Origin of the sequence: Caballeronia sp. S22 (assembly GCF_964261745.1) — a bacterium.
Classification (GTDB): Bacteria; Pseudomonadota; Gammaproteobacteria; order Burkholderiales; family Burkholderiaceae; genus Caballeronia; species Caballeronia jiangsuensis.
On sequence record NZ_OZ180035.1, the window covers coordinates 1,768,608 to 1,795,323 of the forward strand.

Annotated in this window: 22 protein-coding genes and 3 tRNA genes; 10 read left to right on the plus strand and 15 right to left on the minus strand. The window is 63.1% G+C overall.

Annotated elements, in window-relative coordinates:
- Positions 1-18: 18 nt before the first annotated feature.
- Complete coding sequence (locus ACEN42_RS08260) at positions 19-720, minus strand: ABC transporter ATP-binding protein (RefSeq protein ID WP_035498685.1); 702 nt, start codon at positions 718-720, stop codon at positions 19-21.
- Here ACEN42_RS08260 and ACEN42_RS08265 point away from each other — a divergent pair.
- Positions 719-1,390: an arylesterase gene (locus tag ACEN42_RS08265; protein ID WP_371879683.1), complete on the plus strand. Its 672-nt coding sequence runs from the start codon at positions 719-721 to the stop codon at positions 1,388-1,390. The two genes, ACEN42_RS08260 and ACEN42_RS08265, sit on opposite strands and share 2 nt — an antisense overlap.
- A gap of 128 nt (positions 1,391-1,518) precedes the next feature.
- Positions 1,519-1,860 (plus strand): hypothetical protein, encoded by a 342-nt coding sequence (locus tag ACEN42_RS08270; protein ID WP_187604784.1) that lies wholly within the window; start codon positions 1,519-1,521, stop codon positions 1,858-1,860.
- Between the two features lie 95 nt (positions 1,861-1,955).
- Here the strand turns inward: ACEN42_RS08270 and ACEN42_RS08275 are convergent, their stop codons facing one another.
- The 8 genes from ACEN42_RS08275 to tig all read right to left on the minus strand — a co-directional run bounded on the left by ACEN42_RS08275 (position 1,956) and on the right by tig (position 11,161).
- On the minus strand, positions 1,956-3,881 hold the full coding sequence (locus tag ACEN42_RS08275) for a SurA N-terminal domain-containing protein (RefSeq protein WP_371879684.1): 1,926 nt from the start codon (positions 3,879-3,881) through the stop codon (positions 1,956-1,958).
- Positions 3,882-4,165: 284 nt separating this feature from the next.
- Positions 4,166-4,242: transfer RNA gene (locus ACEN42_RS08280), tRNA-Asp, on the minus strand.
- Between the two features lie 26 nt (positions 4,243-4,268).
- A tRNA-Val gene (locus ACEN42_RS08285) sits at positions 4,269-4,344 on the minus strand.
- Between the two features lie 78 nt (positions 4,345-4,422).
- Positions 4,423-4,695: an HU family DNA-binding protein gene (locus ACEN42_RS08290; RefSeq protein ID WP_187604786.1), complete on the minus strand. Its 273-nt coding sequence runs from the start codon at positions 4,693-4,695 to the stop codon at positions 4,423-4,425.
- 270 nt (positions 4,696-4,965) lie between these two features.
- Positions 4,966-7,386, minus strand: coding sequence for an endopeptidase La (gene lon, locus ACEN42_RS08295; protein WP_035498696.1), 2,421 nt, complete (start codon positions 7,384-7,386; stop codon positions 4,966-4,968).
- Between the two features lie 186 nt (positions 7,387-7,572).
- Positions 7,573-8,844: an ATP-dependent Clp protease ATP-binding subunit ClpX gene (gene clpX / locus ACEN42_RS08300; protein ID WP_035498697.1), complete on the minus strand. Its 1,272-nt coding sequence runs from the start codon at positions 8,842-8,844 to the stop codon at positions 7,573-7,575.
- Positions 8,845-9,021: 177 nt separating this feature from the next.
- On the minus strand, positions 9,022-9,675 hold the full coding sequence (gene clpP / locus ACEN42_RS08305) for an ATP-dependent Clp endopeptidase proteolytic subunit ClpP (RefSeq protein WP_035498698.1): 654 nt from the start codon (positions 9,673-9,675) through the stop codon (positions 9,022-9,024).
- A 139-nt stretch (positions 9,676-9,814) separates the two neighbouring features.
- Positions 9,815-11,161: a trigger factor gene (gene tig / locus ACEN42_RS08310; protein ID WP_238293737.1), complete on the minus strand. Its 1,347-nt coding sequence runs from the start codon at positions 11,159-11,161 to the stop codon at positions 9,815-9,817.
- A 526-nt stretch (positions 11,162-11,687) separates the two neighbouring features.
- Between tig and ACEN42_RS08315 the strand changes: the two genes are divergently transcribed.
- Positions 11,688-12,836 (plus strand): glycerate kinase, encoded by a 1,149-nt coding sequence (locus ACEN42_RS08315; RefSeq protein ID WP_371879685.1) that lies wholly within the window; start codon positions 11,688-11,690, stop codon positions 12,834-12,836.
- A 13-nt stretch (positions 12,837-12,849) separates the two neighbouring features.
- Here the strand turns inward: ACEN42_RS08315 and ACEN42_RS08320 are convergent, their stop codons facing one another.
- The gene (locus ACEN42_RS08320; RefSeq protein ID WP_371879686.1) at positions 12,850-14,268 is read right to left on the minus strand and encodes a PepSY-associated TM helix domain-containing protein; all 1,419 of its coding nucleotides are present in this window, start codon (positions 14,266-14,268) and stop codon (positions 12,850-12,852) included.
- A 128-nt stretch (positions 14,269-14,396) separates the two neighbouring features.
- On the minus strand, positions 14,397-14,768 hold the full coding sequence (locus ACEN42_RS08325) for a DUF2946 domain-containing protein (protein ID WP_371879687.1): 372 nt from the start codon (positions 14,766-14,768) through the stop codon (positions 14,397-14,399).
- Between the two features lie 271 nt (positions 14,769-15,039).
- Here ACEN42_RS08325 and ACEN42_RS08330 point away from each other — a divergent pair.
- A tRNA-Leu gene (locus ACEN42_RS08330) sits at positions 15,040-15,126 on the plus strand.
- A gap of 272 nt (positions 15,127-15,398) precedes the next feature.
- Positions 15,399-16,220 carry a squalene/phytoene synthase family protein gene (locus tag ACEN42_RS08335; protein WP_371879688.1) on the plus strand — a complete coding sequence of 274 codons (822 nt, stop codon included), beginning with the start codon at positions 15,399-15,401 and terminating at the stop codon, positions 16,218-16,220.
- Here the strand turns inward: ACEN42_RS08335 and ACEN42_RS08340 are convergent.
- Together ACEN42_RS08340 and ACEN42_RS08345 are read right to left on the minus strand one after the other, a co-directional pair.
- On the minus strand, positions 16,217-17,131 hold the full coding sequence (locus tag ACEN42_RS08340) for a DUF1501 domain-containing protein (RefSeq protein ID WP_371879689.1): 915 nt from the start codon (positions 17,129-17,131) through the stop codon (positions 16,217-16,219). The genes ACEN42_RS08335 and ACEN42_RS08340 overlap by 4 nt on opposite strands.
- 15 nt (positions 17,132-17,146) lie before the next feature.
- Positions 17,147-17,509 carry a hypothetical protein gene (locus ACEN42_RS08345; RefSeq protein ID WP_371879690.1) on the minus strand — a complete coding sequence of 121 codons (363 nt, stop codon included), beginning with the start codon at positions 17,507-17,509 and terminating at the stop codon, positions 17,147-17,149.
- Positions 17,510-17,780: 271 nt separating this feature from the next.
- Here ACEN42_RS08345 and ompR point away from each other — a divergent pair, with 271 nt between their 5' ends.
- The 4 genes from ompR to ACEN42_RS08365 all read left to right on the plus strand — a co-directional run bounded on the left by ompR (position 17,781) and on the right by ACEN42_RS08365 (position 21,271).
- Complete coding sequence (gene ompR / locus ACEN42_RS08350; protein WP_008349770.1) at positions 17,781-18,506, plus strand: two-component system response regulator OmpR; 726 nt, start codon at positions 17,781-17,783, stop codon at positions 18,504-18,506.
- 62 nt (positions 18,507-18,568) lie between these two features.
- Positions 18,569-19,933, plus strand: coding sequence for an ATP-binding protein (locus ACEN42_RS08355; RefSeq protein WP_035498710.1), 1,365 nt, complete (start codon positions 18,569-18,571; stop codon positions 19,931-19,933).
- Between the two features lie 178 nt (positions 19,934-20,111).
- A complete protein-coding gene (locus ACEN42_RS08360) occupies positions 20,112-20,660 on the plus strand; it encodes a peroxiredoxin (protein ID WP_238215644.1) in 549 nt (182 codons plus the stop codon).
- An 86-nt stretch (positions 20,661-20,746) separates the two neighbouring features.
- The gene (locus tag ACEN42_RS08365; RefSeq protein WP_187604796.1) at positions 20,747-21,271 is read left to right on the plus strand and encodes a carboxymuconolactone decarboxylase family protein; all 525 of its coding nucleotides are present in this window, start codon (positions 20,747-20,749) and stop codon (positions 21,269-21,271) included.
- Positions 21,272-21,310: 39 nt separating this feature from the next.
- On the opposite strand, the gene ispF is transcribed toward ACEN42_RS08365, so the two are convergent.
- Together ispF and ispD are read right to left on the minus strand one after the other, a co-directional pair.
- Positions 21,311-21,802 carry a 2-C-methyl-D-erythritol 2,4-cyclodiphosphate synthase gene (ispF, locus tag ACEN42_RS08370; RefSeq protein WP_187604797.1) on the minus strand — a complete coding sequence of 164 codons (492 nt, stop codon included), beginning with the start codon at positions 21,800-21,802 and terminating at the stop codon, positions 21,311-21,313.
- A gap of 26 nt (positions 21,803-21,828) precedes the next feature.
- Positions 21,829-22,563, minus strand: coding sequence for a 2-C-methyl-D-erythritol 4-phosphate cytidylyltransferase (ispD, locus tag ACEN42_RS08375; RefSeq protein ID WP_371881094.1), 735 nt, complete (start codon positions 22,561-22,563; stop codon positions 21,829-21,831).
- 126 nt (positions 22,564-22,689) lie between these two features.
- On the opposite strand from ispD, the gene mfd reads away from it, so the two are divergent.
- The gene (mfd, locus tag ACEN42_RS08380; protein WP_371879691.1) at positions 22,690-26,163 is read left to right on the plus strand and encodes a transcription-repair coupling factor; all 3,474 of its coding nucleotides are present in this window, start codon (positions 22,690-22,692) and stop codon (positions 26,161-26,163) included.
- Positions 26,164-26,716: the final 553 nt, after the last annotated feature.

The window sequence follows — 26,716 nt, forward strand, 5'->3', positions numbered from 1 at the left end:
TCTGCGTTGCGGGCTTTTTTACACGCCGAGACCGTTGACGAGACGCCCGGCTTCGATCGTCACCGTGGCATCGCAACGTTCCGCGAGTTCCTGATCATGCGTGACGAGCACGAGCGTCGCGCCGTTGCGGCGATTCATCTCGAACATCAGATCGATGATCGCGTAGCCCGTGGCGGCATCGAGGCTGCCGGTGGGTTCGTCGGCGAAGAGCACGGCGGGATGCGTGACGAACGCGCGCGCGAGCGCGACACGCTGCTGCTCGCCGCCGGACAGCACCTTGGGATAATGTCCTGTGCGTTGCGCCAGTCCGACCTGATCGAGCAGCGAACGAGCGCGCGCGGCGATCTCGCTGTGCGGCGTCTGGGCGCGCAACTCGAGCGGCAGCATCACGTTTTCGAGCGCGGTCAGATGCGGCATCAACTGGAACGACTGGAACACGAAGCCGACGGCGCCGCTTCTGAGCGCGGCGCGCTCGTCTTCGTTCAAGGTCGACAACTCCTTGCCGAGCAGACGAACCGAGCCCTCGCTCGCGCTGTCCAAACCGGCGAGCAGGCCGAGCAATGTCGACTTGCCCGAGCCCGATGCGCCGACGATCGCGACGCTGCTGCCCTTCGCGATCGACAGATCGATGTGATCGAGAATCGTGAGTTCGCCCGTTGCGTCCTTCACTCGCTTGCTTAATCCCCGTACTTCGATGACCGGCTCGATATTGTTTTGCATGGACACCTTGAAAATAAACTTGCGCGGCCTCGTTACCGCGTTCGCGATGATGACGGCATGTTGTGCGACCGCGCACGCCGCGGATGCGCAGGCGGCATCGCAACCGAAGCCCGCGATCGTCGTGCTGGGCGATAGTCTGTCGGCGGAATACGGTCTGCCGCGCGACACCGGCTGGGTCAATCTGCTGCGCGACAAGCTGGCGAAGGAGCGCTTCGATTATAGCGTCGCCAATTCGAGCATCAGCGGCGACACCACGAGCGGCGGGCGCGCGCGCCTGACCGCGGTGCTTTCGCGCATCAAGCCCGCGGTCGTGATCGTCGAGCTCGGCGCGAACGACGCGCTGCGTGGCGTTCCGCTTTCGACGACGGAGACGAATCTGCGCGGCATCGTCGATGCATCGCAGGCCGCGCACGCGAAGGTTTTACTCATCGGCATGTACGTTCCGCCCAATTACGGCCCCGACTACACGCAAAAGTTCCACGCGGTTTACGAGCGTATCGCGAAGGACAAGAACGTGCCGCTCGTGCCGTTTCTGCTCGCGGGCATCGCTGACAAGCCCGCCATGTTCCAGGCCGACCAGATTCACCCGACGGTGCAGGCCCAGCCTTTGCTATTGGATAACGTCTGGCCAACCTTGAAACCCTTGCTGGGCGCCAGTGCGTCGCACTAACGAAGACGCCGGACGCGCGACAGCTTTAGCAATCCAACGCGGAGCACGGCCAAGATTCAGATCTCTGAGACTTTCGCGTAACTCTTATAACCCCGCTCGTTTCGTGAGCGACTCTACAAGGAGGTCACGTGAAATTTATCCCTCTTCTCGCCCTGACCGTTGCGATCTCGGCCTGCGCCGCTCAGCCGCCTGCCGGCGTGCAGCAGGTCGGCACGAGCCAGAAGGCGCCGAAGGTCGTCGCGCAATGCGTCGCCCAGAAGTGGGCCGACGCGTCGCAGCAGCAAGTCGTGTCGCAGGACACGCTGGCGAACGATCAGGCCGTCGACGTGTACGTTCCCGGCCAGCAACCGCCGAGCGGCGCTGCGGCCGTCGTCCGTCCGGCATGGTCGGGTTCGGGCACGTGGGTCGGTTTCCGCGCCTCGGGCGCTGCCGGCAGCCAGGCCACCGGCGATATCCAGGCTTGCCTGTAAGCGAGTTCTGACGCCTGCCGGCTTTACGGCGGCGTAGCCAAGCAAAAGCCCCGCATCCTTTCAGATGCGGGGCTTTTTTACGACGCCAGCGTCGATCAGTTCGACGACGACGGCGGCGGCGCCTGGCTCAGCTTGACCTTCGAGCGCGCCTTCAATGCGTTGATATAAGCCTCCATGTCGGCTTGCGCATAGACCTGGGCGACCTGCTGCTGCGCACCTGCGAGACGATCGGCGGCAACCGGCGTGGCCTTCTCGATGCCGTTCACGCGATAGATCGCATAACCGTCCGCGCCGAGATCCACACCGACATAAGCCGGCAGCTTCGATACATCCACCTTGAAGATCGCGCTCAGCGCAGCGGGCGGCAAGCCTTGCGCGTCGTTACGCGAAACCGTGACGGGCGACGTGAAACCATCGGCCGACTTCGACTTCTGCAGGTTCGCAAGCTTCGCTTCGCCTTCTTTCTTCGCCATCGCAGCGGCCATTTCCGCGATCACCTTCTTGCGCACGTCGTCCTTCACGGCGTCGAACGCCGGAACCGACGGAGCCTTGTAGTCGGTCACGCGCGCGGCGATCAGCGTGTTGTTGCCGACGTCGATGGCCTGCGTGTTGTTGCGGTCCTTCACCGCGTCCGGCGCGAAGACGGCCGCGAGGAACTTCGGATTGTTGAGCGGATTGTCCTGCGGCAACTGCGGATTCGGCTTCGGGCCGACCGTCGCGGTCTGGATCGTCAGCTTGTACTTGTCCGCGGCCGGTTGCAGCGTCTTCGCCTTCTCGTAGACGAGATCGGTAAAGCCTTGCGCGTTTTCGGCGAAGCCCTTCGTGCCTTGCTGGGCCGCATAGTCCTTGGCGAGCGAATCTTTCACTTCATCGAACGGCTTCGTGATGGACGGCTTCACATCGGTCGCCTGGATGATGTGATACCCGAAATCCGACTCGACGATATTGCTCACCTCGCCCTTCTTCAGGCCGAACGCGGCGTCGTCGAAAGCCTTGCCGCCCGCGATCTGGCCGCGCGCGAAGTAGCCGAGATCGCCGCCCTTGCTCGCCGAACCGGGATCGTCCGAGTTCTTCTGCGCGATCTGCGCGAACTGGTCGGGATGCGCCTTGACTTGCGCGAGCAGTTCTTCGGCCTTCTGCTTCGCCTTCGCCTTGTCCGCCGCGCTCGCGTCCTTCGGCGCGTTCACGAGAATGTGGCTCGCGCGCACTTCGGCTTCCGTGCGATAGCGCTGGATGTTGTCGTCGTAATACTTCTTGAGCTCGGCGTCGCTCGGCTTCGATGCCGCCGCGACCGTCGATGGCGACAGCAGCAGATACTGGATCGTGGCCGTCTCCGGCGTCGCGAAGTCGTTGCGATGCGCGTCGTAGTAAGCATTGAGCTGCGCGTCGGTGGGCTGGATCTTCGCGGTGTAGTCGGCCGCGCGCAGCGACAGACCCTGCACCGAGCGCTTCTGCTCGGCAAGCTCCGTCAGACTCTGCGCGAGCGCTTTCGATGTGAACGATGTCGTCTGGATGCTGCCCGGAATCTGCTCGGTCGCGATCGTGTAGCGCATGCGCTCGTCGTACTGCGCGGGCGTCATGCCCTGCATCGCGAGCAGTTGCTTGTAGCGATCGAGGTCGATGCTGCCGTCTGGTTTCTTCAGCGACGAGATCACCGGATCGGAAAGCAGCGCGCGGCGCACGGCGTCATCCGACGCGGTCAGATGCAGGCGCTGCGTTTCGTCGGCCATCGCGCGTTGCTGCACGAGGCTGTCGACCATCGCGGCGCGTGCCTCGGGCGTATCGAACATCTTGGCGTCGAACTGCGCGCCGAGCATCGAGCGGGCGCGGTCCACTTGCTGACGGAAGGCGCTGTCGAACTCCGCGCGCGTGATCTTGTGGCCATTCACGCTGGCGACATAGGAGCTTTCGTCGAAATAGTTGCTGAAGCCCTGGATCCCGACCATGCCCAGACCGGGCACGATGATCAGGATCAGCAGAGCCATCATCAGGCGCTGGTGATTACGGAAAAAGTCGAGCATGCGTAGCGCTGCGTGGTTATAACAAAACGCTCGATATTACAACAGTGGACGGGGAAAAGGCGAAAGGCAGATGGGATTTGCGTTCCCAAGAGCGAAATAGTCGCGCCGATTTTCCGTAGTGAAAGGTCTCACGCTCCGGAAACACCTTGCGTGCAGCGAATCAGCGGCACACAGACGCATGCTTCTTCGCGCAATCGTTAGCATTCTTAACGACGCGGAATCACGCGCAAAAAACAAAAAAGTCCCGCAAGCGATGCAGCTTGCGGGACTTTCATGTTCGATTCTGGCGGAGCGGACGGGACTCGAACCCGCGACCCCCGGCGTGACAGGCCGGTATTCTAACCAACTGAACTACCGCTCCTGGGTAGCGCGCAATGAACTGAGACCTGGTGGGTGCTGAGAGGCTCGAACTCCCGACCTACGCCTTGTAAGGGCGCCGCTCTACCAACTGAGCTAAGCACCCGGTCCGCAAATTCATTCGGTTTGCGCTGCGCTGAATTCATGCGCTTCGTCTTGAGAAGCGCCGTATCCAGCGAGTCCGCTAGTTTAGCGCATCCTTCAGCGCTTTGCCAGGGCGAAATTTCGGGACCTTCGCGGCTTCGATCTTGATCGCATCGCCCGTGCGCGGATTGCGGCCCGTGCGCGCGGTGCGCTTGCCCACGGCGAACGTCCCGAAGCCGACGAGCGTCACGGTGCCGCCCTTCTTCAGCGTCGCGCTCACGCCGCCGATCACCGCTTCGAGCGCGCGGCCGGCTGCGGCCTTGGAGATATCGGCTTGCTGCGCGATATGGTCGATCAATTCCGTCTTGTTCATGGTGATCCCCGAATCAGTATTGGCACGTTGTAATCGATCTGGTCCAGCATCGATGCGAATGGCATCTCGATATGATGGATGCGGCGCTCATTTAACTTAGCCGAAAGAAGCGTGTCAACGGGGGTTGAGCCTTATTCGGCGCGGCTTTGAAGCGTTTTAGAACACCTCTTCGGAAAAGCGTTTCGCAAAAAGAAAAACCCGCAGGCAAACGCCTGCGGGTTTTAGCTTCGATCACGCAACACGGCGATGAAACCGTGTCGCGAGAAGCGCTCAGTGCTTCACAAACTCGCCCGATGCAGGCGCGTCCTTTTGCTCGGCTGTGACCGGAGTTGCCTTCGCTTCTTCCTCGGGCAACGATTCCGGCGCACGTTCGAGCGCCAGTTCCAGCACGCGATCGATCCAGCGAACCGGCACGATCTCGATGGCGTTCTTCACGTTGTCGGGAATCTCGGCCAGATCCTTGGTGTTCTCCTCGGGGATCAGCACGAGCTTGATGCCACCGCGATGCGCCGCCAGCAGCTTCTCCTTCAATCCGCCGATCGGCAGCACTTCGCCGCGCAGCGTGATTTCGCCCGTCATCGCAACATCCGCGCGAACCGGAATGCCCGTCAGCACCGACACCAGCGCCGTGGTCATCGCGATACCGGCGGACGGACCGTCCTTCGGCGTCGCGCCTTCCGGCACGTGGATGTGAATGTCCTTCTTCTCGAAGGACTCATCCGTGATGCCGAGACGACGCGAACGCGAACGCACCACCGAGCGCGCCGCTTCGACGGATTCCTTCATCACGTCGCCCAGCGAACCCGTGCGGATCACACCGCCCTTGCCGGGCATCACCGCCGCTTCGATCGTCAGCAGATCGCCGCCGACTTCCGTCCACGCAAGACCCGTGACCTGACCGATCTGGTTGTCCTTCGCGGCCAGACCGAAGTCATACTTGCGCACGCCGAGGAAGGTGTCGAGGTTGGAGCCATCGACCTTCACGGCGCCTTCGGCCTTCTTCAGCAGCAACATCTTCACGACCTTGCGGCAGATCTTCGATACTTCGCGCTCGAGCGAACGCACGCCCGCTTCACGCGTGTAGTAACGAATGATGTCGCGGATGGCTTGCTCGGTGACATCGATCTCGCCGTCCTTCAGGCCGTTGTTGCGCTTCTGCTTCGGCAACAGGTAGCGCGTCGCGATGCTGACCTTCTCGTCTTCCGTGTAACCCGACAGACGGATGACTTCCATCCGGTCGAGCAGCGGCGGCGGAATGTTCAGCGAGTTCGACGTCGCCACGAACATCACGTCCGACAGGTCGAAGTCCACTTCGATGTAGTGGTCCGCGAACGTGTGGTTCTGTTCCGGGTCGAGCACTTCGAGCAGCGCGGAAGCCGGATCGCCGCGGAAATCCATGCCCATCTTGTCGACTTCGTCGAGCAGGAAGAGCGGATTGCGCACGCCGACCTTCGTCAGGCTTTGCAGGATCTTGCCGGGCATCGAACCGATATACGTGCGACGGTGACCGCGAATCTCGGACTCGTCATGCACGCCGCCCAGCGCCATGCGCACGAACTTGCGGTTCGTCGCGCGGGCGATGGATTGCCCAAGCGAGGTCTTGCCGACGCCCGGAGGCCCGACGAGGCACAGGATCGGCGCCTTCACCTTCTCGACGCGTTGCTGAACCGCGAGGTACTCGAGAATGCGTTCCTTCACCTTCTCGAGACCGAAGTGGTCTTCGTCCAGCACACGCTCGGCGTTCGTGAGGTCATTGTTGACCTTGCTCTTCTTGCGCCACGGCAAACCGATCAGCGTGTCGATGTAATTGCGCACGACGGTCGCTTCCGCGGACATCGGCGACATGAGCTTCAGCTTCTTGAGCTCGGCATCGGCCTTTTTCTTGGCTTCCTTCGGCATGCGCGCGGCGGTGATGCGTTTCTCGAGTTCTTCGAGATCCGCGCCCTCTTCGCCTTCGCCCAGTTCCTTCTGGATGGCCTTGACCTGTTCGTTCAGGTAGTACTCGCGCTGGCTCTTCTCCATCTGACGCTTCACGCGGCCACGAATGCGCTTCTCGACCTGAAGGATGTCGATTTCGGCTTCGAGCTGCGCGAGCAAATGCTCCAGACGCTCGATCACAGGGAACATCTCGAGGATGTGCTGCTTCTGATCGAGCTTGAGCGGCAAATGCGCGGCGATGGTGTCGGCAAGACGACCCGCTTCGTCGATACCCGACAGCGACGTCAGGATCTCCGGCGGAATCTTCTTGTTGAGCTTCACGTACTGATCGAACTGGGAAACGATCGCGCGGCGCAGCGCTTCGGTTTCAGCGCTGTCGGCGTGATCGGGCTCGAGCGGCATCACGTCGCACGAGAATTGCGTTTCCTGCTCTTCGATCGAGAGCGTCTTGGCGCGTTGCAAACCTTCGACGAGCACTTTAACGGTGCCGTCGGGCAGCTTCAGCATTTGCAGGATGTTGGCGACACATCCCACTTCGTACATGTCCTTTTCGGTCGGTTCATCTTTCGCCGCCGTCTTCTGGGCGACGAGCATGATGTGCTTGCCGCCTTCCATCGCGGCTTCGAGGGCCTTGATCGACTTAGGCCGCCCGACGAAGAGCGGAATCACCATATGCGGGAAAACGACTACGTCGCGCAGCGGGAGCAGCGGCAGCGTAATGCGTTCCTGCGGGAGGAGTTGGGTTCCTGACATTTCATTTCCCCATTAATGGAATCAGTTCAGTCGTAAGTAAGGCCGTTCAGAGCTATTGCAAGCCTTTATCGGAAGGGAAAAGTCGTTAGTCAAAGATCGCGTCAGTAACGTCCACAAGATAAACCGAAAAAAATAAAAGGCCGTTCACGTCGCCATGAACGGCCTTTCGCCGACACACAGCCTGCTTCAGTTCGATCCTGCTACTTTCGGTGCGTCTTCGTAGATGAGCAGCGGCTTGCCGTCGCCGTCGATCGTGTTGTCGTCGACAATCACCTTCGAAACGCCCTTCATGGTCGGCAGTTCGTACATCACGTCGAGCAACGCCTGTTCCAGAATCGAACGCAGGCCGCGCGCGCCGGTCTTGCGGCGAATCGCCTTCTGCGCGATGGCCTGCAGCGCCGCCGGGCGGATTTCCAGTTCCACGCGTTCCATCGCGAAGAGCTTGTGATACTGCTTCACGAGCGCATTCTTCGGTTCGATGAGAATCTTCACGAGCGCGGCTTCGTCGAGCTTGCCGAGCGTCGCCACGACGGGCAGACGGCCGATCAGTTCAGGAATCAGACCGAACTTGATCAGATCTTCCGGCTCGACTTCGCGCAGCACTTCGCCCGCATCGCGATCCTGCTTGCTCTTCACGCTCGCGCCGAAACCGATACCAGTCTTCTCGGTGCGGTCCGTGATGACCTTTTCCAGCCCATCGAACGCGCCGCCGCAGATGAACAGGATGTTGGTCGTATCGACCTGGATGAAATCCTGATTCGGGTGCTTGCGTCCGCCTTGCGGCGGCACCGACGCCATCGTGCCTTCGACCAGCTTGAGCAATGCCTGCTGCACGCCCTCGCCCGACACGTCGCGCGTGATGGACGGGTTGTCGGACTTGCGGCTGATCTTGTCGATTTCGTCGATGTAAACGATTCCGCGCTGCGCCTTGTCGACTTCGTAGTTGCAGTTCTGCAGCAGCTTCTGAATGATGTTCTCGACGTCCTCGCCGACATAGCCGGCTTCGGTCAGCGTCGTTGCATCCGCGATCACGAACGGCACGTTCAGCATGCGGGCGAGCGTCTGCGCGAGCAGCGTCTTGCCCGAGCCGGTCGGCCCGATCAGGAGAATGTTGCTCTTCGACAGCTCGATCTCGTCTTTTTTGTCGAGATGCTTGAGCCGCTTGTAATGGTTGTACACGGCCACCGCGAGAATTTTCTTCGCGCGTTCCTGGCCGATGACGTACTGGTTGAGGATATCGCTGATTTCCTGCGGGCTCGGCAGGTCGGACCTCGTCAGCCCGGCCTCCTCCGCCGCGCCGGCTGCCTCGTCGCGAATGATCTCGTTGCACAGATCGATACATTCGTCGCAGATGAACACCGACGGCCCAGCGATGAGCTTCTTCACCTCATGCTGGCTTTTTCCGCAGAACGAGCAATACAGCAGCTTTTCGCTGCTGGAACCTTTTTTGTCCGCCATAAATGTGTAAGCCTCCGGACACTCTTGTTACATGATACGCGCTTCGATTCGACGACGCAGATTCGCACCCGCGAGGTCGAAAGAAGCGCGTTTTTGGCGTTGCGCCGCATGCGCGACTTCGCACTCCTGGCCGGCTTTTCGTCTCCGAGGGCCGGCGCGGCGCCGCTCCGGACGCCTTCAGGGACGCTTGTGAAGCACCTGGTCGACGAGGCCGTAAGCTTGCGCATCGTCGCCCGACATGAAGTTGTCGCGATCCGTGTCGCGCGCGATGCGCTCGACCGGCTGACCCGTGTGATGCGACAACAACTGATTCAAACGTTCCTTCAGGTACAGGATCTCCCGCGCCTGGATCTCGATGTCCGATGCCTGGCCGCGCGCGCCGCCGAGCGGCTGGTGAATCATCACGCGCGCGTTCGGCAGCGCGACGCGCTTGCCCTTCGCGCCCGCCGCCAGCAGGAACGCGCCCATGCTCGCGGCGAGACCCATGCAAAGCGTGGAGACATCGGGCTTCACGAACTGCATGGTGTCGTAGATCGCCATGCCGGCCGAAACCGAGCCGCCAGGGCTGTTGATGTACAGGCTGATGTCCTTGTCCGGGTTCTCGCTTTCGAGGAACAGCAACTGGGCGACGACGAGGTTCGCCGACTGGTCGTTCACCTCGCCGACGAGAAACACCACACGCTCCTTCAGGAGGCGCGAATAAATGTCATAGGCCCGCTCGCCGCGGCCGCTCGTTTCCACGACCATCGGAACGAGGCCGAGCGCCTGGGCTTCGAAGTCCCGCGATGCGTGGGACGCCAACGTGTCGAGCAATTCAGCGCGAAAGGTCATGCAATTTCCTTGTTCGGAATAGGGATACTGAACGACAAAGGAACATCCAATAGAACGGCATGCAAACGCCCAAACTTTAATGCAAAAAAGGCGTGCGAGCCGTCAGTCCGACGACTCCGCACGCCCCTTGCCTAACGCGTCAGGCTTGCGCCGTTGCGCTGGCCAGTTCCTCGAAGCTGACTTCCTTGTCGGTCACCTTGGCCTTGCCCAGGACGAAATCGACGACGTTGCTTTCCACGACGTACGCTTCCATCTCGGCGAGGCGCTGCTGGTTCGAATAATACCAGCGGACGACTTCCTTCGGGTCTTCGTAGCTCTTGGCGAATTCGTCCACTTCAGCGCGGATCTGTTCCGGCTTCGCCTGGAGTTCGTTGGCCTTCACCAGTTCGGCCAGCACGAGGCCCAGCTTCACGCGGCGCTCGGCCTGCTCGGCGAACATTTCGGCCGGGATCGGCGCGTCGGCGGCGTTCGGTACACCGCGCTGCTGCAGGTCCTGGCGCGCCATTTCGACGAGACGCTGCTGATCCTGCTCGATCAGCGCCTTCGGCACGTCCAGCTCGGAGATCTTCAGGAGCGCGTCCATGACCTGGTTCTTCACGATTTGCTGCGTGCGGCGCTTCGCTTCACGCTCCAGGTTGTCCTTGATCTCGGTGCGCATCTTCGTGAGATCGCCGTCTTCGATGCCGAGCGACTTCGCGAAGTCCGCGTTGATTTCCGGCAGATGCGGCCACTCGATCTTCTTGACCGTGATCGTGAACTGCGCCGTTTTGCCCGCGACGTCCTTGCCGTGGTAGTCCTCGGGGAACTTGAGGTCGAAATCGCGCGATTCGCCGACCTTCAGGCCCGTTGCGGCTTGCTCGAATTCGGGCAGCATGCGGCCTTCGCCCAGCACGAACGCGAAGTCTTCCGCGCTGCCGCCTTCGAATGCGACACCGTCGATCTTGCCGACGAAGTCGAGCGTCACGCGGTCGCCGTCGGCCGCTGCCGTGCTCTCGCCGCCGTCGCCATGCTCGCCGGCTTCGCCGCGTGCGTGGAAGTGCACGCGCTGCTTGCGCAGGATGTCCAGCGTGCGATCGACTTCAGCTTCGGAGATGGTCGTGACCGTGCGTTCGATTTCAGCGTTCGCCACATCGCCGAGTTGCACTTCCGGATAGACCTCGAAGGTCGCGTCGAACGCGTAGGCGTCGGCTGCGACTTCCGACTTCGGCGCGAAGCTCGGCTGACCCGCGACGCGCAGGTTTTCGGCGCGCGTGACGTCGAAGAATTCCTTGCCGACCTTGTCGCTCAGCACTTCCGCCTCGACCTGGCCGCCGTACTGCTGCGTCACCATCTTGAGCGGCACCTTGCCCGGGCGGAAGCCCGGCATGCGCACGTTCTTGGCCAACTGGCGGATGCGCGAATCCACTTCCTTCTGCACGGTGTCTTTCGGCAGGGAAATCGTCACGCGGCGTTCGAGCTTGCCGAGGTTCTCAACTACGTTAGCCATGGCTGAAATCGTCCTAGAGTAAATCGTAAATTCGGTGTTCGGTTCTTCCGCGGTTCTTAAGGCGCGGGTCCGGATGCGGGCTCTGCGGGAGCCGGCCGAAATCGACGCCTGGCGCCGAAAGACGCGCAAAAAACGCATCTCGCGGCGTGCCGGAACGTCGCCCGACACGGTGTCAGTCAACAGAGCCAAGTATTTTAGCAAACAATTCCGCGCGGTCCGTCCGACGAATTCGTGAACGCGCCGTTTCAGCCGGATTTCCCCGGCAAAGCGCCCTTTTAACGAGGAAATTTCGGCGTAAATCCGCGTTTTTCCGACGCGCTCCCACGCGCACAATTCCCGTTATCGGCGCGCCGCTATTTTGCGGCGCGCGCCGCGCTGATAAGCTTGCCGGCGCATGATTCACGCGACGAAGCCGCCCGGCGCGCAATCCATTGCCGCAAGGCATGAAGCGCATGCAACAAGTGCATAGATAAGGCATCGCCGCGGCTTTTCAATCGTTCCTTCACACCAGAACATTCGAGACACCATGCCTAACGCCACGTCTGCTGCTCCTGTAGTTGTCATCGCTCCCGATTCCTTCAAGGGCTCGCTCTCCGCGGAAGGCGTCGCGAACGCCATCGCGGAAGGCATCAGGCGCGCACGGCCGGACGCCGACATCCGCATCCGCCCGATGGCCGACGGCGGCGAAGGCACGCTCGACGCGATGCTCTCGGCGGGCGGCGAGCGCCGCATGCTCAACGTGCGCGGCGCGGCCGCCGCGCGTCGCGATGCCGCGACCGGCCTGCTCGACGACGGCGGCGCGATCATCGAGACGGCGGAAGTCGTCGGCATCACGGATCCGGATGGCATGGCCGTGCCGGTCACCGAGCGCAGCACGCTCGGCATGGGCGAGGCGATTCGCGCGCTGCTCGATTCCGGCGCGCGCACGTTCTACGTCGCGCTCGGCGGCAGCAGCACGAATGACGGCGGCGCGGGCCTGCTCGTCGGCCTCGGGCTCAAACTCTTCGATGCGGCCGGCAAGGAACTCGCTCCGGTGCCGTCGGCGCTGGCGCAGATCGCGCGGATCGACGCATCGGGACTCGATGCGCGTGTGAAGGATGCAAAGTTCGTCGGCATGTCCGATGTCGATAATCCGCTCACCGGCGATCACGGCGCGACCGCGATCTTCGGTCCGCAAAAAGGCGTGACGCCCGAACAAGTGGCGACGATCGACGCCGCCCTCACCCATTTCGCCGATCTCCTCGAACCCGCGATGGGCGTCGCGAAGCGCAACGAACCCGGCGCGGGCGCGGCCGGCGGACTCGGCTTCGCGCTGCACATGCTCGGCGCGCGCTTCGAGACGGGCGCGGAAGTGGTCGCGCGCGAAATCGGCCTCGATGCCGCGCTCGAAGGCGCGAACTGGCTGATCACGGGCGAAGGCCGTTCGGATGTCCAGACGCTGCACGGCAAGGCGCCCTTCATCGCCTGCAGGCACGCGCGCGATTCGGGCGTGCCGGCGTCGCTGCTGTCGGGCGCGGTCGATTCGGCTGCGCTGCCGCGGCTCTCCGAGTTTTTCAGCGGCTGCTTCTCGCCCGCGCCGGGCCCGATCACGCTCGATACGGCGATCCGCGACGCCGCGCGCCTGCTCGCTAACGAAGCCGAGCAACTCACGCGGCTCCGGTTCGGTTCGATCTGAGCGTCGGGAACCGCTAGACGACCGCGCGCTTCGCGCCGAACGCGAACCGGTCGAGGCACCAGACGGCGAGCATCGTCGCGCCCATCAGCGGGAAAACCACGCCCAGCAAGGTGAGGCCGCCGCGCCACGCGCGCATCGGCGGCCGCTTGATGGGACGCGCCGGCGCGCCGAGTTCACGCGCGGGCCGGCGCTTCCACCACATGATGAAGCCCGTCACGGCCAGCGTCGCGAGCCCGAGCGAAATCGCGGAGCAGACGATCTGGTTCGCGAGCCCGAAGTAGCGTCCCATGTGCAGCGACGTGCCATACGAAATCCATTGCGCGACGCGTCCGTAGCTCGCGTAATCGATATCGGACAGCACGCGGCCGCTGTACTGATCGATGTGAAGCGTGCGTTCGGCGCGCGGATCGGCCGGGAAGTACGAAACCGTGTAGACGCCCGTCGGCTTGTCGGGCAGCGCGATGCCGTAGTCGTCGGCGATTCCGTTTTTCGCGGCGAGCGCGACCACGTCGTCGATCGACACGCGCGCGGCCGGCGAAGAAGCGTCCGCGCTATCGGGCACGGTCGTCGCACCGACGGCCCACGGCGTCTGATGCAGCGGGAGGTCGTCCATCTTCATGTGCATGCCGTGCATTGCGTGCTCATCCGTGTTCTTCGATGCGGCGCCGGGCGCGGCCGAATGCACATGCGCTTCGCCCCACGCGCCCTTCGGATAGCCGAGCGACGCCGATGTCGCGAGCGCCTTGAACTCCTTGCCCCACGATCCCGACCACGGCAGCCCCGAGAGCACGAAGAACAGCGCGCCGATGGCGAGCCAGATGCCGCCCACCGCATGCAGATCGCGCCACCACGCGCGTCCTTGCAACGACAGACGCGGCAGCCACACGCCGCCCTGTCGCGCGTTCGACCGGCTCGGCCACCACAGCGCGATGCCCGTGCCGATCATCACGAGAGTCCAGCAGCCGGCCAGTTCCATCACGAGTTCGCCGGTCTTGCCGAGCATCAGTCCGCGATGCAGATTGCGCACCTGCTTCATCAATCGATGTTCGACGGACAGCGTGCCGAGCACCGCGCCGTCATAGGGATTCACATGCACGCTTTCGCTCTCGCCCGAAGGCAGGCGAAAGACGAACTCGGCGCTGCGCGTGCGATCGGTTTCGATTTGCGCGAGCGTCGGCACGGCGCCGGGCGGCTCGTTCGCGGCGGCCTTCGCAAGCAGGACATCGCGGGGAAGCTGCGGTCCGTGCGTATCCGCGACGACCATCCGGTCGCGATACAGAAGCGGCTCGATCTGCGGCTGGAAGCAATAGATCGTGCCGGTGATCGCGAGCACGATGAGTAGCGGCATCACGAAGAGCGCCGCATAGAAATGCCAGCGCCAGAGCGTGCGACGGTGCGCCGCGACCTCCGCGTTCAGGTTGGGTGCAAGCATGGCGATTCTCGTTGAATGTTCGTGTTTTCAGACTGAGCGTGCGCGCGGCATGCGGGCAGGACACGCAATGCTGGCGCGAACGCCGACGCCCTCGCTGGATGAGCGAGACGGTCGGACGAAGGACGATGTCAGGAAAGAACGGGAGGCGCGCGCGGGCTCGCGGCGTTGAAGGATTTCGAGGCGACCGGATCGGCGCTCGCGAACGTCGGGGCACGTACGACGCGCTCGATCGATGCCACGTCATGCGCGGCGCTCGTAGCGATGGGCAGATCGTGTGCGAGCAATCCGCAGTACGAGCAGGCGTCGAAGTGATTCGCGGCGTCGTGATGACCCGCGTGCGCATCCGCGCCGTTTGCATCGACCGTGCACAGGATCGCTTGCGGATCGGTCGTGGCGTCGCGTGCTGCGAGCGTCTGGCTGATGACCGGCGCGACGAACGCGAGCCACATGGCGGCGATGCCGAGCCATGCGACGAAGCAATTGCGCGCGTTGCGAGTCATGAAAGGAAGCCCGGGTGTCGAGACGGATGAATGAACGGGATTGTAGGCAGCCGCTCACGAAGCGGCAATCCTGGAGCGTGTATGTCCGGGATCGGCGCTCATGCGCGCGCCCTGCAAGCCGATTCACCGAGTGAAAAGCATCGACGCATTTTCGCAGACATCGTCGGACGGATCGGTTAGAATTTCGGGCTTGGCACAGTGGACCGGTGCCGGACACGGCGGCATCGCCGGGCGCGAATCGTCACCGAATCAGCCCAGAGCCTGCCGTGCTGCGAGGATGGCGAAATTGGTAGACGCACCAGGTTTAGGTCCTGACGCCCGCAAGGGTGTGGGGGTTCGAGTCCCCCTCCTCGCACCACAACGAAACCCCTTTCATCGGCAAAGGGGTTTTTCGTTTTCGGGCTCTGCTTTCACCGGTCAGATGCCGATGTCGCCCAGCTCGATCGTCATCGCCTCGCGTTTCGCCTGCGAGCGACCCGCGAAGTCGATGCCCGCGCTCCATCACCCGCCTGATCTCGCGTCGGCGAAGCCGCGCCCCGCCGGATAAAATGAGCGCCCGTGCGTCGGTCCGCCGCGTGGCGAAACCGCAAGACGACACGCCTCCCCTTCGAACTCCCATAAGCCCCGTTCGTGAATTTCGACGACTATTGCCAGCAAAAGGCCGCCCCCGAAGGCTCCGGCACGTACTACGCGCTGCGCCGCGCGCCGGCCGCGAGTCAGCCGCTTCTGACCGCGCTCTTCGCGCTCTATCGCGAACTCGAAGAGACCGTGAAGGAAACCAGCGATCCGACCATCGGCCGCACGAAGCACGCGTGGTGGCAGAGCGAGCTTGGTCGACTCGATGGCGGCGAGCCGACGCACCCGGTCACCAAGGCATTGCAAGCGCATGAAGGCGATGCAGCATGGCGCACGTCGCTCGCCACGGTCGTCGATGGTTTCGGCATGGATCTGGATCAGGCGCGCTATCTCGACTGGCCCGGTCTCAAACGGTATCTCGATCAGACGGGCGGCGCGTTCGCGACGGCGCTTGCGCGGGCGAGCGCGCGCGATCCGGTTCAGGCTGCCGCGTGGGCCGCTCCGCTGGGATCGGCGTTGCTGCTCGCCGAGCGTGTTCAGGAGATCGGCGGCGATGCGCGCAATGGCCGCATCTATATTCCCATCGACGAGTTGCAGCGCTTCAACGTGACCGCCGCGGATGTCATCAATCGAAAGTACAGCGATGCCTTCACGGATCTCATGCGCTTTCAGACCGGACGCGCCCGCCAGGCGCTCGACGATGCGCTGGCTGCCATCCCCGCCTCGGAACGCTCGACGCAGCGCGTGCTGCGCGCGCAGGCCGCGCTGTCGCTTGCGCTCTTCGACGAGATCGAACGTGAAAACTTTCAGGTGCTGCATCAACGCATCGCGCTCACGCCGATCCGCAAGCTGTGGATCACATGGCGCACACGTTAGACGCGAAGAATCGGTAGCGGCTCGAAACGCGCGCCGAGGATCGATGCGGAATCGCTCTGCCAGCATGCGTCGAGGACCGTCGCATACAGCCGTCTGAAGTCGATGCCGACGGGCAAGCCGCCGTCCGCGTCGAGCCGATCGAGTCGCGGCGGCGTGCCGAACAGTCCGCCGCGCACACGTCCACCCAACATGAAATGCGCCGAAGCCGCTCCGTGCTCCGTGCCGCCCGCGGCATTTTCACGCGCGGTGCGTCCGAATTCCGAACGCGTCATCACGAGCGTACTGCTCCACGCGCCGGACGCGATCGACGACGCGCGCAGCGACGCGAGTCCTTCAGCCAGTTGTGCAAGACATGCCGCATGTCGGCGCGCCTGATTCTCGTGCGTATCGAAGCCATGCAGCGCGATGCGGATCACGCTTGTTTCATGCGGCGAGGCGCGCGCGATGGCATCGCTTGCGGCCTTGAACGTCTTCACCTCGGTGACGACATTCACGCGATCGAGCCAGCCAACGGCACGATATTCATCGACATGCGATGCGGTATCCCAGATCTGGCGCGAGCGGTAATGCGAGCGGTTGGGCGCGTCGTAACCGACGCCCTGCACGATCGCGAGATCGTTCGCGCGCCACGCGCTCATCAACGGCGACAGCGACGGATGCAGTGCCGTGCGTTCATCGAGCGTCAATGCCCGGTCTTTCGATATGGCGAGCTTCGGCCTCAACGCGCGATAGCGAGGATCCGCGACTGGAATGACGGTGTTCAGCCCATCGTTGCCGCCGTCGAGATCGACGAGCACGAGCGTGCGAATAGAAGACGAAGCATTGGAATGTGCGATAGCGCACGCTTCTTCCAAGCTGCCCGCACATCCTGCGAACGCGCCGGCAATCGAGAGGAATTGACGTCGGTTCATCGCGGGTCGCGCTGCTTACCGCTTATAGAGATCGCGCACCGCTTCTTCGATGTGCTGCCGCAGGAGACGGCGCTCGTCGGCGGTCATCACTGTGTGGCGCGGCGGGCGCGCGGGCGGTGTCTGATCGACCTGCTGGATGGGTTGCATCGCCAGCCCTTTCGGGTCGCGATCCTGGCTCGAAGGAGTCGAGCCTTTACCCGCGCTATTCACGCTATTCACGCGCTGCTGCGCGCGAATCATGCGACCGTCGAAGCGATTTGGCGAAGTGGAGATGCCGCGATCGAAGCCCGTGGACTGCGCATAGGCGTGGGGTGTGCTCAGTACTGCGTAGAGCGCACTGGCAAGAAGTGTCTTTCTGAAGATGCGCTCGGAGCGCACAGGTCCGCGCTGCCGCGCTCCCTTCATGTTGTTCCCTTCGTTGCTCGACAACCGGACAGCCTCATTCTTTTCGCGCACGTCTTACAAGGGCTTGGTCGGGCCGCATGACGCGCTGGTCTAATGGAGTATCTACCGAATGGCGGGCTTAGGTAAAGGAGTGTACGCAGCAAACCCTTAGGCCGTGCCACAGCCTCCGTAAATTTTGTAACGAACTGTTACACTCGCTTTTGTTACAAACTCGGCGTTTGATCAAACGCGCTAAGATGCCTCCATGGAAACCAAGAACCCTTCAAAAATTCTCGTCGTCGACGACGATCCGCGCCTGCGCGATCTGCTGCGGCGCTATCTCGGTGAACAGGGCTTCAACGTGTACGTCGCCGAAAACGCGCCGTCGATGAACAAGCTCTGGGTGCGCGAGCGTTTCGATCTGCTCGTGCTCGATCTGATGCTTCCCGGCGAAGACGGGCTTTCCATCTGCCGGCGTCTGCGCGGCAGCAACGATCGCACGCCGATCATCATGCTCACCGCGAAGGGCGAAGACGTCGATCGCATCGTCGGACTGGAAATGGGCGCGGACGACTATCTGCCGAAGCCGTTCAATCCGCGCGAACTCGTCGCGCGCATTCACGCGGTGCTGCGTCGTCAGACACCGTCCGAATTGCCGGGCGCGCCGTCCGAAACCACCGAAGTGTTCGAGTTCGGCGAGTTCGCGCTGAACCTCGCGACGCGCACGCTCACGAAGAACGGCCAGGAAATTCCGCTGACCACCGGCGAGTTTTCGGTGCTCAAGGTATTCGCGCGTCATCCGCGTCAGCCGCTCTCGCGCGAGAAGCTGATGGAACTCGCGCGCGGACGTGAATACGAAGTGTTCGATCGAAGCCTCGACGTGCAGATCTCGCGTTTGCGCAAGCTGATCGAGCCCGACCCCAGCAGCCCGCGTTTCATTCAGACCGTATGGGGGCTCGGCTACGTCTTCATTCCCGACGGCGCAGCCTGATCGATATTTGAGCGAGTTTCGTCACGCTTTCTCCCCTTTACCGAGCTGAACCCGACAGACCCATGCGCATCGACAGGCGGCTACTGGCGCTCGCGTTCGGCGGCCTGTTCTGGCGAACCTTCGCGCTGATCGCGCTGCTCATCGCCGTCAGTCTGACGGCGTGGTTCCAGAGCTTTCGCGTGATCGAACGCGAACCGCGCGCGCAGCGCGTGGCGCTTCAGCTCGTCGCCGTGGTCAAGCTCACGCGCACCGCCCTGCTCTATTCCGATCCCGATCTGCGCCGCGCGCTGCTTCAGGATCTGGAGAGCAACGAGGGCGTGCGCGTGTATCCGCGCGAGACCACCGACAAATACAAGCTGCAGCCGGACGAATCGCTCAACCGGCTGATCGAGCGCGACGTGCGCGGCCGGCTCGGCAACGAGACGATCATCGCGCAATCGGTGAACGACATTCCCGGCGTCTGGATCAGCTTCAAGATCGACGACGACGATTACTGGGTCGCGCTCGACCGCGATCAGCTCGACACTGTCACCGGCCTGCAATGGGCCGGCTGGGGTGTGTTCGCGCTCGCGCTGTCGCTGTTCGGCGCGGCGTTCATCACCAGTCTCGTGAACCGGCCGTTCGCGCGCCTCGCGCTCGCGGCGCGCAAGGTTGGCTCGGGGCAGTCGCCTGAGCCTTTGCCCGAGCGCGGCATGGGCGTGGCGGCGGAAACCAACCGAAGCTTCAACCAGATGGTGCAGGATCTCGAACAGCTCGAAGCGGATCGCGCGCTGATGCTCGCCGGCATCTCGCACGATCTGCGCACGCCGCTCGCGCGCCTGCGTCTGGAAACGGAAATGAGCCCGTCGGACGAAGCGACCAAGCTCGCGATGATCGACGACATCGAGCAGATGGACATGATCATCGGCCGCTTCCTCGATTACGCGCGGCCGATGCAGCGGATGCCCGAAGCGGTGGATCTCTCGATGATCGCCAGCGAGCTCGCCGCGCGCTTCCAGGCCGACGACGGCGTCGTGATGCATACCGATCTCGCGCAAGGCGCGGTGATCGAAGGCGATCCGACCGATGCGCGCCGCGTGGTCGGCAATCTGCTGGAAAACGCGCGCAAGTACGGACGCAGCGAACAGGACGACATCGCGCGCATCACGTTGCAGACGCGCGTCGCGCACGGCAAGGTCGAACTCTCCGTGATGGACGAAGGCCGCGGCATTCCCGACGATCAGGTCGCGCTCATCACGCGCCCGTTCTATCGCGTCGATACGGCGCGCACGCAGGCGAACGGCACGGGTCTCGGCATGGCCATCGTGCAGCGCCTCGTCACGCGTCAGCGCGGCACGCTGCGGCTGCGCAACCGCACGCCGCTTCCCGGCTTCGAAGTGACGATCGATTTCCCGCCCGTGAAAGGCGGCGCGCGCTTCGAAGGCTAGACGCCTGCATATCGGCCGAATCGGTAGCCAGAAACCACCGAGCCGATCATTTAATTAGAGTTAAGATAAACCGGGTTAACGCGTAGCACGCCTTGGCATGAAAGTGTCACGCGTGCGTTATGGCGATCCAGTAATTTGGTCGAGCTTGTCCTTTCAACGATTTCACAGGAGTTACTGCATGAAGACCGTTGGCGATAAAGTCGAAGCATTTACCGTTACCGCTGCGAAGCCGGGTTTCAACCATCACGAAGAAAACGGCCAGTCCGCTTTCGAGGAAATCACCGAGCAGTCGTTTCCGGGCAAGTGGAAGATCATTTACTTCTATCCGAAGGACTTCACGTTCGTGTGCCCGACGGAAATCGTCGAGTTCGCGAAGCTGGCGAAGGATTTCGAAGATCGCGACGCGGTTCTGCTCGGCGGCAGCGTCGATAACGAGTTCGTCAAGCTCGCATGGCGCCGCGAGCACAGGGATCTGAACAAGCTGAATCACTATGCGTTCGGCGACGTGAAGGGCGAGCTGATCGACCAGCTCGGCGTGCGCGACAAGGAAGCCGGCGTGGCGCTGCGCGCGACCTTCATCGTCGATCCGGACAACGTCATTCAGCACGTGTCGGTCAATAACCTGAACGTGGGCCGCAGCCCGGAAGAAGTCCTGCGCATTCTCGACGGCTTGCAGACGGACGAACTGTGCCCGTGCAACCGCGCTGTCGGCGGCTCGACGCTGTAAGCGTTTCCTGATGCCGCGAAGCCCGCCTTCGGCCAAGCGTATCCGGCCGCGGCGGGCTTTTTAACGCCATTGAACTGGAGAGAACAATGGAATTCCTGTCTGCGATCAAGGAACTCGTGCCCGACTACGCGAAGGACATTCGCCTGAACGTCGATGGCACGATTGCCCGCTCGTCGCTCGAAGGCAACGATGCGGTCGGCGTCGCGCTTGCCGCCGCGTATGCCGCGAAGGCGACGAAGCTCACCGGCATCATCCGCAATGCAGGCGTGCTGTCGCCGGAAGAAACCAACGCCGCGCTGACCGCCGCCGCGCTGATGGGCATGAACAACGTCTGGTATCCGTACCTCGAGATGGCCGACAACGCCGATCTCAAAACGCAGCCCGCCGGCCTGCGCATGAACGCCTATGCGTCGCACGGCGGCGTCGACAAGCGGCGCTTCGAGATGTATGCGCTCGCGGCGTCGATCATCGGCAAGTGCCACTTCTGCGTGAAATCGCACTACGCGAATCTCGTGACCGAAGGCATGTCGACGACGCAATTGCGCGACGTCGGACGCATCGCGGCGGTGATCAATGCCGTCGCGCTGACGATCGAAGCGGAAGGGAAGTAAGTCTTCGAAGACGCCACGCTCTGGCAGCGTGGCGTCGTCTCATCCGTCGATCGATGTGCGGCGCAGCAGCACCGCAGCCTGCGCTTCGATGCCTTCCTTGCGGCCGAGATAGCCCAGCTTTTCGTTGGTCTTGGCCTTCACGTTCACGCGGTCGATGGCGAGATCGAGATCGGCGGCGATATTCGCGCGCATCGCATCGATATGGGGCGCGAGTTTCGGCGCCTGCGCGATGATCGTGCTATCGACGTTCGCGATCGCGAATCCCGCTTCCGACACGCGTTTGAACGCCTCGCGCAGCAGCACGCGGCTGTCGGCGCCGGCGAATTCCGTCGCCGTGTCCGGAAAATGCCGGCCGATATCGCCGAGCGACGCCGCGCCGAAGAGCGCATCGGTGATCGCGTGCAGGAGCACGTCGGCGTCGGAGTGGCCGAGCAGGCCGCGTTCGTAGGGAATCGTCACGCCGCCGATGATGAGCGGGCGGCCCTCGACGAGCTGGTGGACGTCGTACCCTTGTCCGATTCTGAAATCCATCGATTCAAACCTTCGTTGAGTGTGAGTCAGGCGTTCGCGGAGAGGACCGCGCCCGCGAGCGCGAAATCTTCCGGATAGGTCACCTTGAAGTTGCGCAAGCTGCCCTGAACTAGTTTCGGCGAGTGCCCGAGCCATTCGACGGCGCTCGCTTCGTCCGTCAGATCGTGGCCGTCGTGACGCGCACGCTCGATCGCTTCGCGCAGCATGCCGAGCCGGAACATTTGCGGCGTCTGCGCCTGCCAGAGCCCGTCGCGCGATTCCGTGCGTGCGATGCGCGTCTCGCTTTCGCCGGCAACGGCCGGCACATCGGGCATGTTCGGTGCGACGCGCTTGAGCGTATCCGCGAGCGGCAGTGCGAGAATGCCGCCGACCGTATCATCGCGCAGTTCCGCGACAAGTTTGCGAATCAGCTCCGGCGTGATGCCGGGCCGCGCGGCGTCGTGCACGAGCACCCAGTCGTCCTCGCGCGCGCCGAATTTCGCGAGCGCGAGCAGCCCGTTGTACACCGACGCCTGCCGCGAGGCGCCGCCGCAGCGCTCGGCCGCGAAGCGCAGTCCGGCGAAGCGGCGGGCGTCGAAATGATGGTCGTCCGGTGCGAGCACGACGAGTGTCTGCGAGAATTCGGAGCACGCGTCGAACGCCGCAAGCGAGTACGCGAGCATCGGACGGCCCGCGACAGTCTGGTATTGCTTCGGCATCGGCGCACCGGAACGGCTGCCGGTTCCGGCGCAGGGAATCAGTGAAAACAGGCGCGAAGTCACGGGCGAATAATGTGGGCAAGTCAAAGTTGAATCCCGGATTTTATAATAGGTCTTTCGCGATCACGTCCCGCGCGCGGTAGTCGACTCTCCGAACCCGCGTTTGCCGGACGGCTCCATGCACACTCTATGCCTTCCAAAGCCGTCAACGCGCAGTCCAGTTCTCCCATCGCGCTCTTGAAGCCGGGCCAGCGTTTCGTCTTCGACGGGGCCTCCGGCTCCGCCGATGCGCTCGCCATCGCGCGCTATCACACCGCGTATCGCGAGAGCCTGCCGCTCCTGACGGTCCTGACCGCGGGCGCCGTCGATGCGCAGCGTCTCGCCGCCGAAATCCCCTTCTTCGCACCGGACGCGCGCGTGCGGCTTCTGCCGGACTGGGAAACGCTGCCGTACGACACTTTCTCGCCGCACCAGGATCTCGTGTCCGAGCGTCTCGCCACGCTGCACGACCTCGGCGAAGGCCGTTGCGACATTCTGATCGTGCCCGCGACGACGGCGCTTTACCGCATGCCGCCCGCCTCGTTTCTCGCGGCCTACACGTTCTCGTTCACGCAGGGCGAGCGCCTGAACGAAGCCAAGCTCAAGGCGCAATTGACGCTCGCGGGCTACGAGCACGTGAGTCAGGTCGTGCGGCCGGGCGAATACTGCGTGCGCGGCTCGCTCATCGACCTGTATCCGATGGGCTCGGCGCTGCCTTATCGCATCGACCTGTTCGACGATCAGGTGGACTCCATCCGCGCGTTCGATCCCGACACGCAGCGCAGCCTCTACCCCGTGCGCGACGTGCGTCTGCTGCCGGGCCGCGAGTTTCCGTTCGACGAAGCCGCGCGCACCGCTTTCCGCAGCCGCTGGCGCGAGGTCTTCGAGGGCGATCCGAGCCGCTCGCAGATTTACAAGGACATCGGCATCGGCGTGCCGTCGGCGGGCATCGAATATTATCTGCCGCTCTTTTTCGACGAAACCGCCACGCTCTTCCACTATCTGCCGGAAGGCTCGCAGCTCGCTTTCGTCGGCGACATGGATGCGGCGATCAAGCGCTTCACGAACGACACGAAGCAGCGCTTCGACTTTCTCTCGCACGACCGCGAGCGGCCCTTGCTCGAACCGCGCCGGCTCTTTCTGAGCGACGACGATTTCTTCACGTTCGCGAAGCCCTTCGCCCAACTGAAATTCCCGAGCACGCCGGAAGGCGGCTGGGCGGTGCCGCTGCCGGGACTCGCCCTCGACCGTCACGCCGACGAACCCTTGCTCGCGTTGCGCCATTATCTGGAGCAGACGGAGAACCGCGTGATGCTCGTCGCGGAATCGGCGGGACGGCGTGAGACGATGCAGCAACTGCTCGCGGACAACGGCCTGCGCGGCGAGTTGCGCGACACGTTCCAGGAATGGCTCACGAGCGACGCCCGATTCACGCTCGGTATCGCGCCGCTGGCGAACGGCTTCGCGCTGCCCGCGGAGAAGCTGTCGATCATCACCGAGACGGAGCTTTACGGGCCGCTCGCGCGCCGCGCCGGACGACGACGCCAGGAGCAGGCGAGCAACGTCGATTCGATGGTCCGCGATCTCGCCGAGCTGAAGATCGGCGATCCCGTCGTTCATGCGCAGCACGGCATCGGCCGCTACATGGGCCTCGTATCGATGGATCTGGGCGAAGGCGAAACCGAATTCCTGCATCTCGAGTACCAGAACGAATCGAAGCTGTATGTGCCGGTCGCGCAGTTGCATGTGATCTCGCGCTACAGCGGCGCAGACCCGGAAAGCGCGCCTCTGCATACGCTCGGTTCGGGCCAATGGGAAAAGGCCAAGCGCAAGGCGGCGCAGCAAATCCGCGATACGGCGGCGGAACTCCTCAATCTCTACGCACGCCGCGCCGCGCGCGAGGGCTACGCGTTCAAGCTCGAACCGCGCGATTACGTGAAGTTCGCGGAAAGCTTCGGCTTCGAGGAAACGCCCGATCAGGCGGCGGCGATCGCGGCGGTGATCGGCGACATGACGAGCGGCAAGCCGATGGACCGTCTCGTGTGCGGCGACGTCGGCTTCGGCAAGACGGAAGTCGCGTTGCGCGCCGCGTTCATCGCGGTGATGGCGGGCAAGCAGGTCGCGATTCTTTCGCCCACTACGCTGCTCGCCGAACAGCACACGCAGACCTTCACTGACCGCTTCGCCGACTGGCCCGTGCGGATCGCGGAGCTGTCGCGCTTCAAGACCGGCAAGGAAGTGTCGACGGCCGTGCAGCAGATCAATGACGGCTCGGTCGATATCGTCATCGGCACGCACAAGCTCTTGTCGGGCGATGTGAAGTTCAAGCGTCTCGGGCTCGTGATCATCGACGAGGAACACCGCTTCGGCGTGCGGCAGAAGGAAGCGCTGAAGGCGTTGCGCGCCGAAGTCGACGTGCTCACGCTCACCGCGACGCCGATTCCGCGCACGCTCGGCATGGCGCTCGAAGGCCTGCGCGATTTCTCCGTGATCGCGACCGCGCCGCAGAAGCGACTCGCGATCAAGACCTTCGTGCGGCGCGAGGAAGACGGCGTGATCCGCGAGGCGATGCTGCGCGAACTCAAGCGCGGCGGGCAGGTGTACTTCCTGCACAACGAAGTGGAGACGATCGAGAATCGCCGCACGATGCTCGAAGCGTTGGTGCCGGAAGCGCGTATCGCGGTGGCGCACGGACAGATGCACGAACGCGAGCTCGAACGCGTGATGCGCGATTTCGTCGGGCAGCGCGCGAATGTGCTGTTGTGCACGACGATCATCGAAACGGGCATCGACGTGCCGAGCGCGAACACGATCCTCATGCATCGCTCGGACAAGTTCGGTCTCGCGCAACTGCATCAGTTGCGCGGACGCGTGGGGCGCTCGCATCACCAGGCGTATGCGTATCTGCTGGTGCACGATCCGCAGTCGCTGACCAAGCAGGCGCAGCGCCGGCTCGAAGCGATCCAGCAGATGGAGGAGCTCGGCTCGGGCTTCTATCTCGCGATGCACGACCTCGAAATCCGCGGCACGGGCGAAGTGCTCGGCGACAAGCAATCGGGCGAGATTCACGAGATCGGCTTCCAGCTTTACACCGACATGCTGAACGACGCGGTGCGCGCTTTGAAGGAAGGTCGCGAGCCGGATCTGAACGCACCGCTTGCCGCGACGACCGAGATCAACCTGCACGCGCCCGCGATCCTGCCCGCCGATTATTGCGGCGATGTGCAGGAGCGTTTATCGCTGTACAAGCGGCTTGCGAACTGCGAATCGAGCGATGCCATCGACGGCATTCTCGAAGAACTCGTCGACCGTTTCGGCAAGCTGCCGCCGCAGGCTCATGCGCTCGTCGAGACGCATCGGTTGAGGCTGGCCGCGAAGCCGCTGGGCATCTCGAAGATCGATGCGGCCGAGCAGTCGATCTCGTTGCAGTTCATTCCGAATCCGCCGGTTGATGGGATGAAGATCATCGAGATGGTTCAGAAGCATAAGCACATCAAGCTCGCGGGGCAGGACAAGTTGCGCATCGAGGCGCGGAGTCCCGATCTTGCGGTGCGGATTTCTACGGTTAAGGAGACGCTGCGGGCGTTGGGTGGGCCGGTGAGGCAGGCTGTTGCTGTGCGGTGAGGTTTTTGGTTTCTATGGATTGCCTGAATTCGTGTCGGTCCATTAGCACTGCCCCTCCCCGGGGCGGGGGTCACTTTCTTTGCTGCTGCAAAGAAAGTAACCAAAGAAAGCAGCTCGCTTAAGCCCGCGGTCACACGCAGTTTGGCCATGCTTGCCAGCCGTCGATGGCACTCGCCTAAGTGTCGCCCCCAAAGGCCCAATCGGGCTTGGCTCGCGCACGGTCTGACGCGCTAGACGTTATAGCGTGCTGGTTCAGCACCAAATAGCTTCGGCACAGCGCTACGCGCTGCCGTTGGGTATGCGAGGGAAACCAACTAAGAAGAAGCGCGCGCGCACTCGATTGACCCATCGGCCGCGTAGCGGGCTGGAGCTATTTGGTGCTGAACCAGTGAGGCGAGTGGTGCGATGTGTCAGACCGTGCGCGGTCCAAGCCCTTGTCTGCTTGTGGGGGCACTCGCTACAGCCGGGCCATTCAGCCAATCGCCTGTGCCGCGGCCGGCATGAAGTGCTTAGGCTGGGGATAGCTGTTTCTTTGGTTACTTTCTTTGCAGCA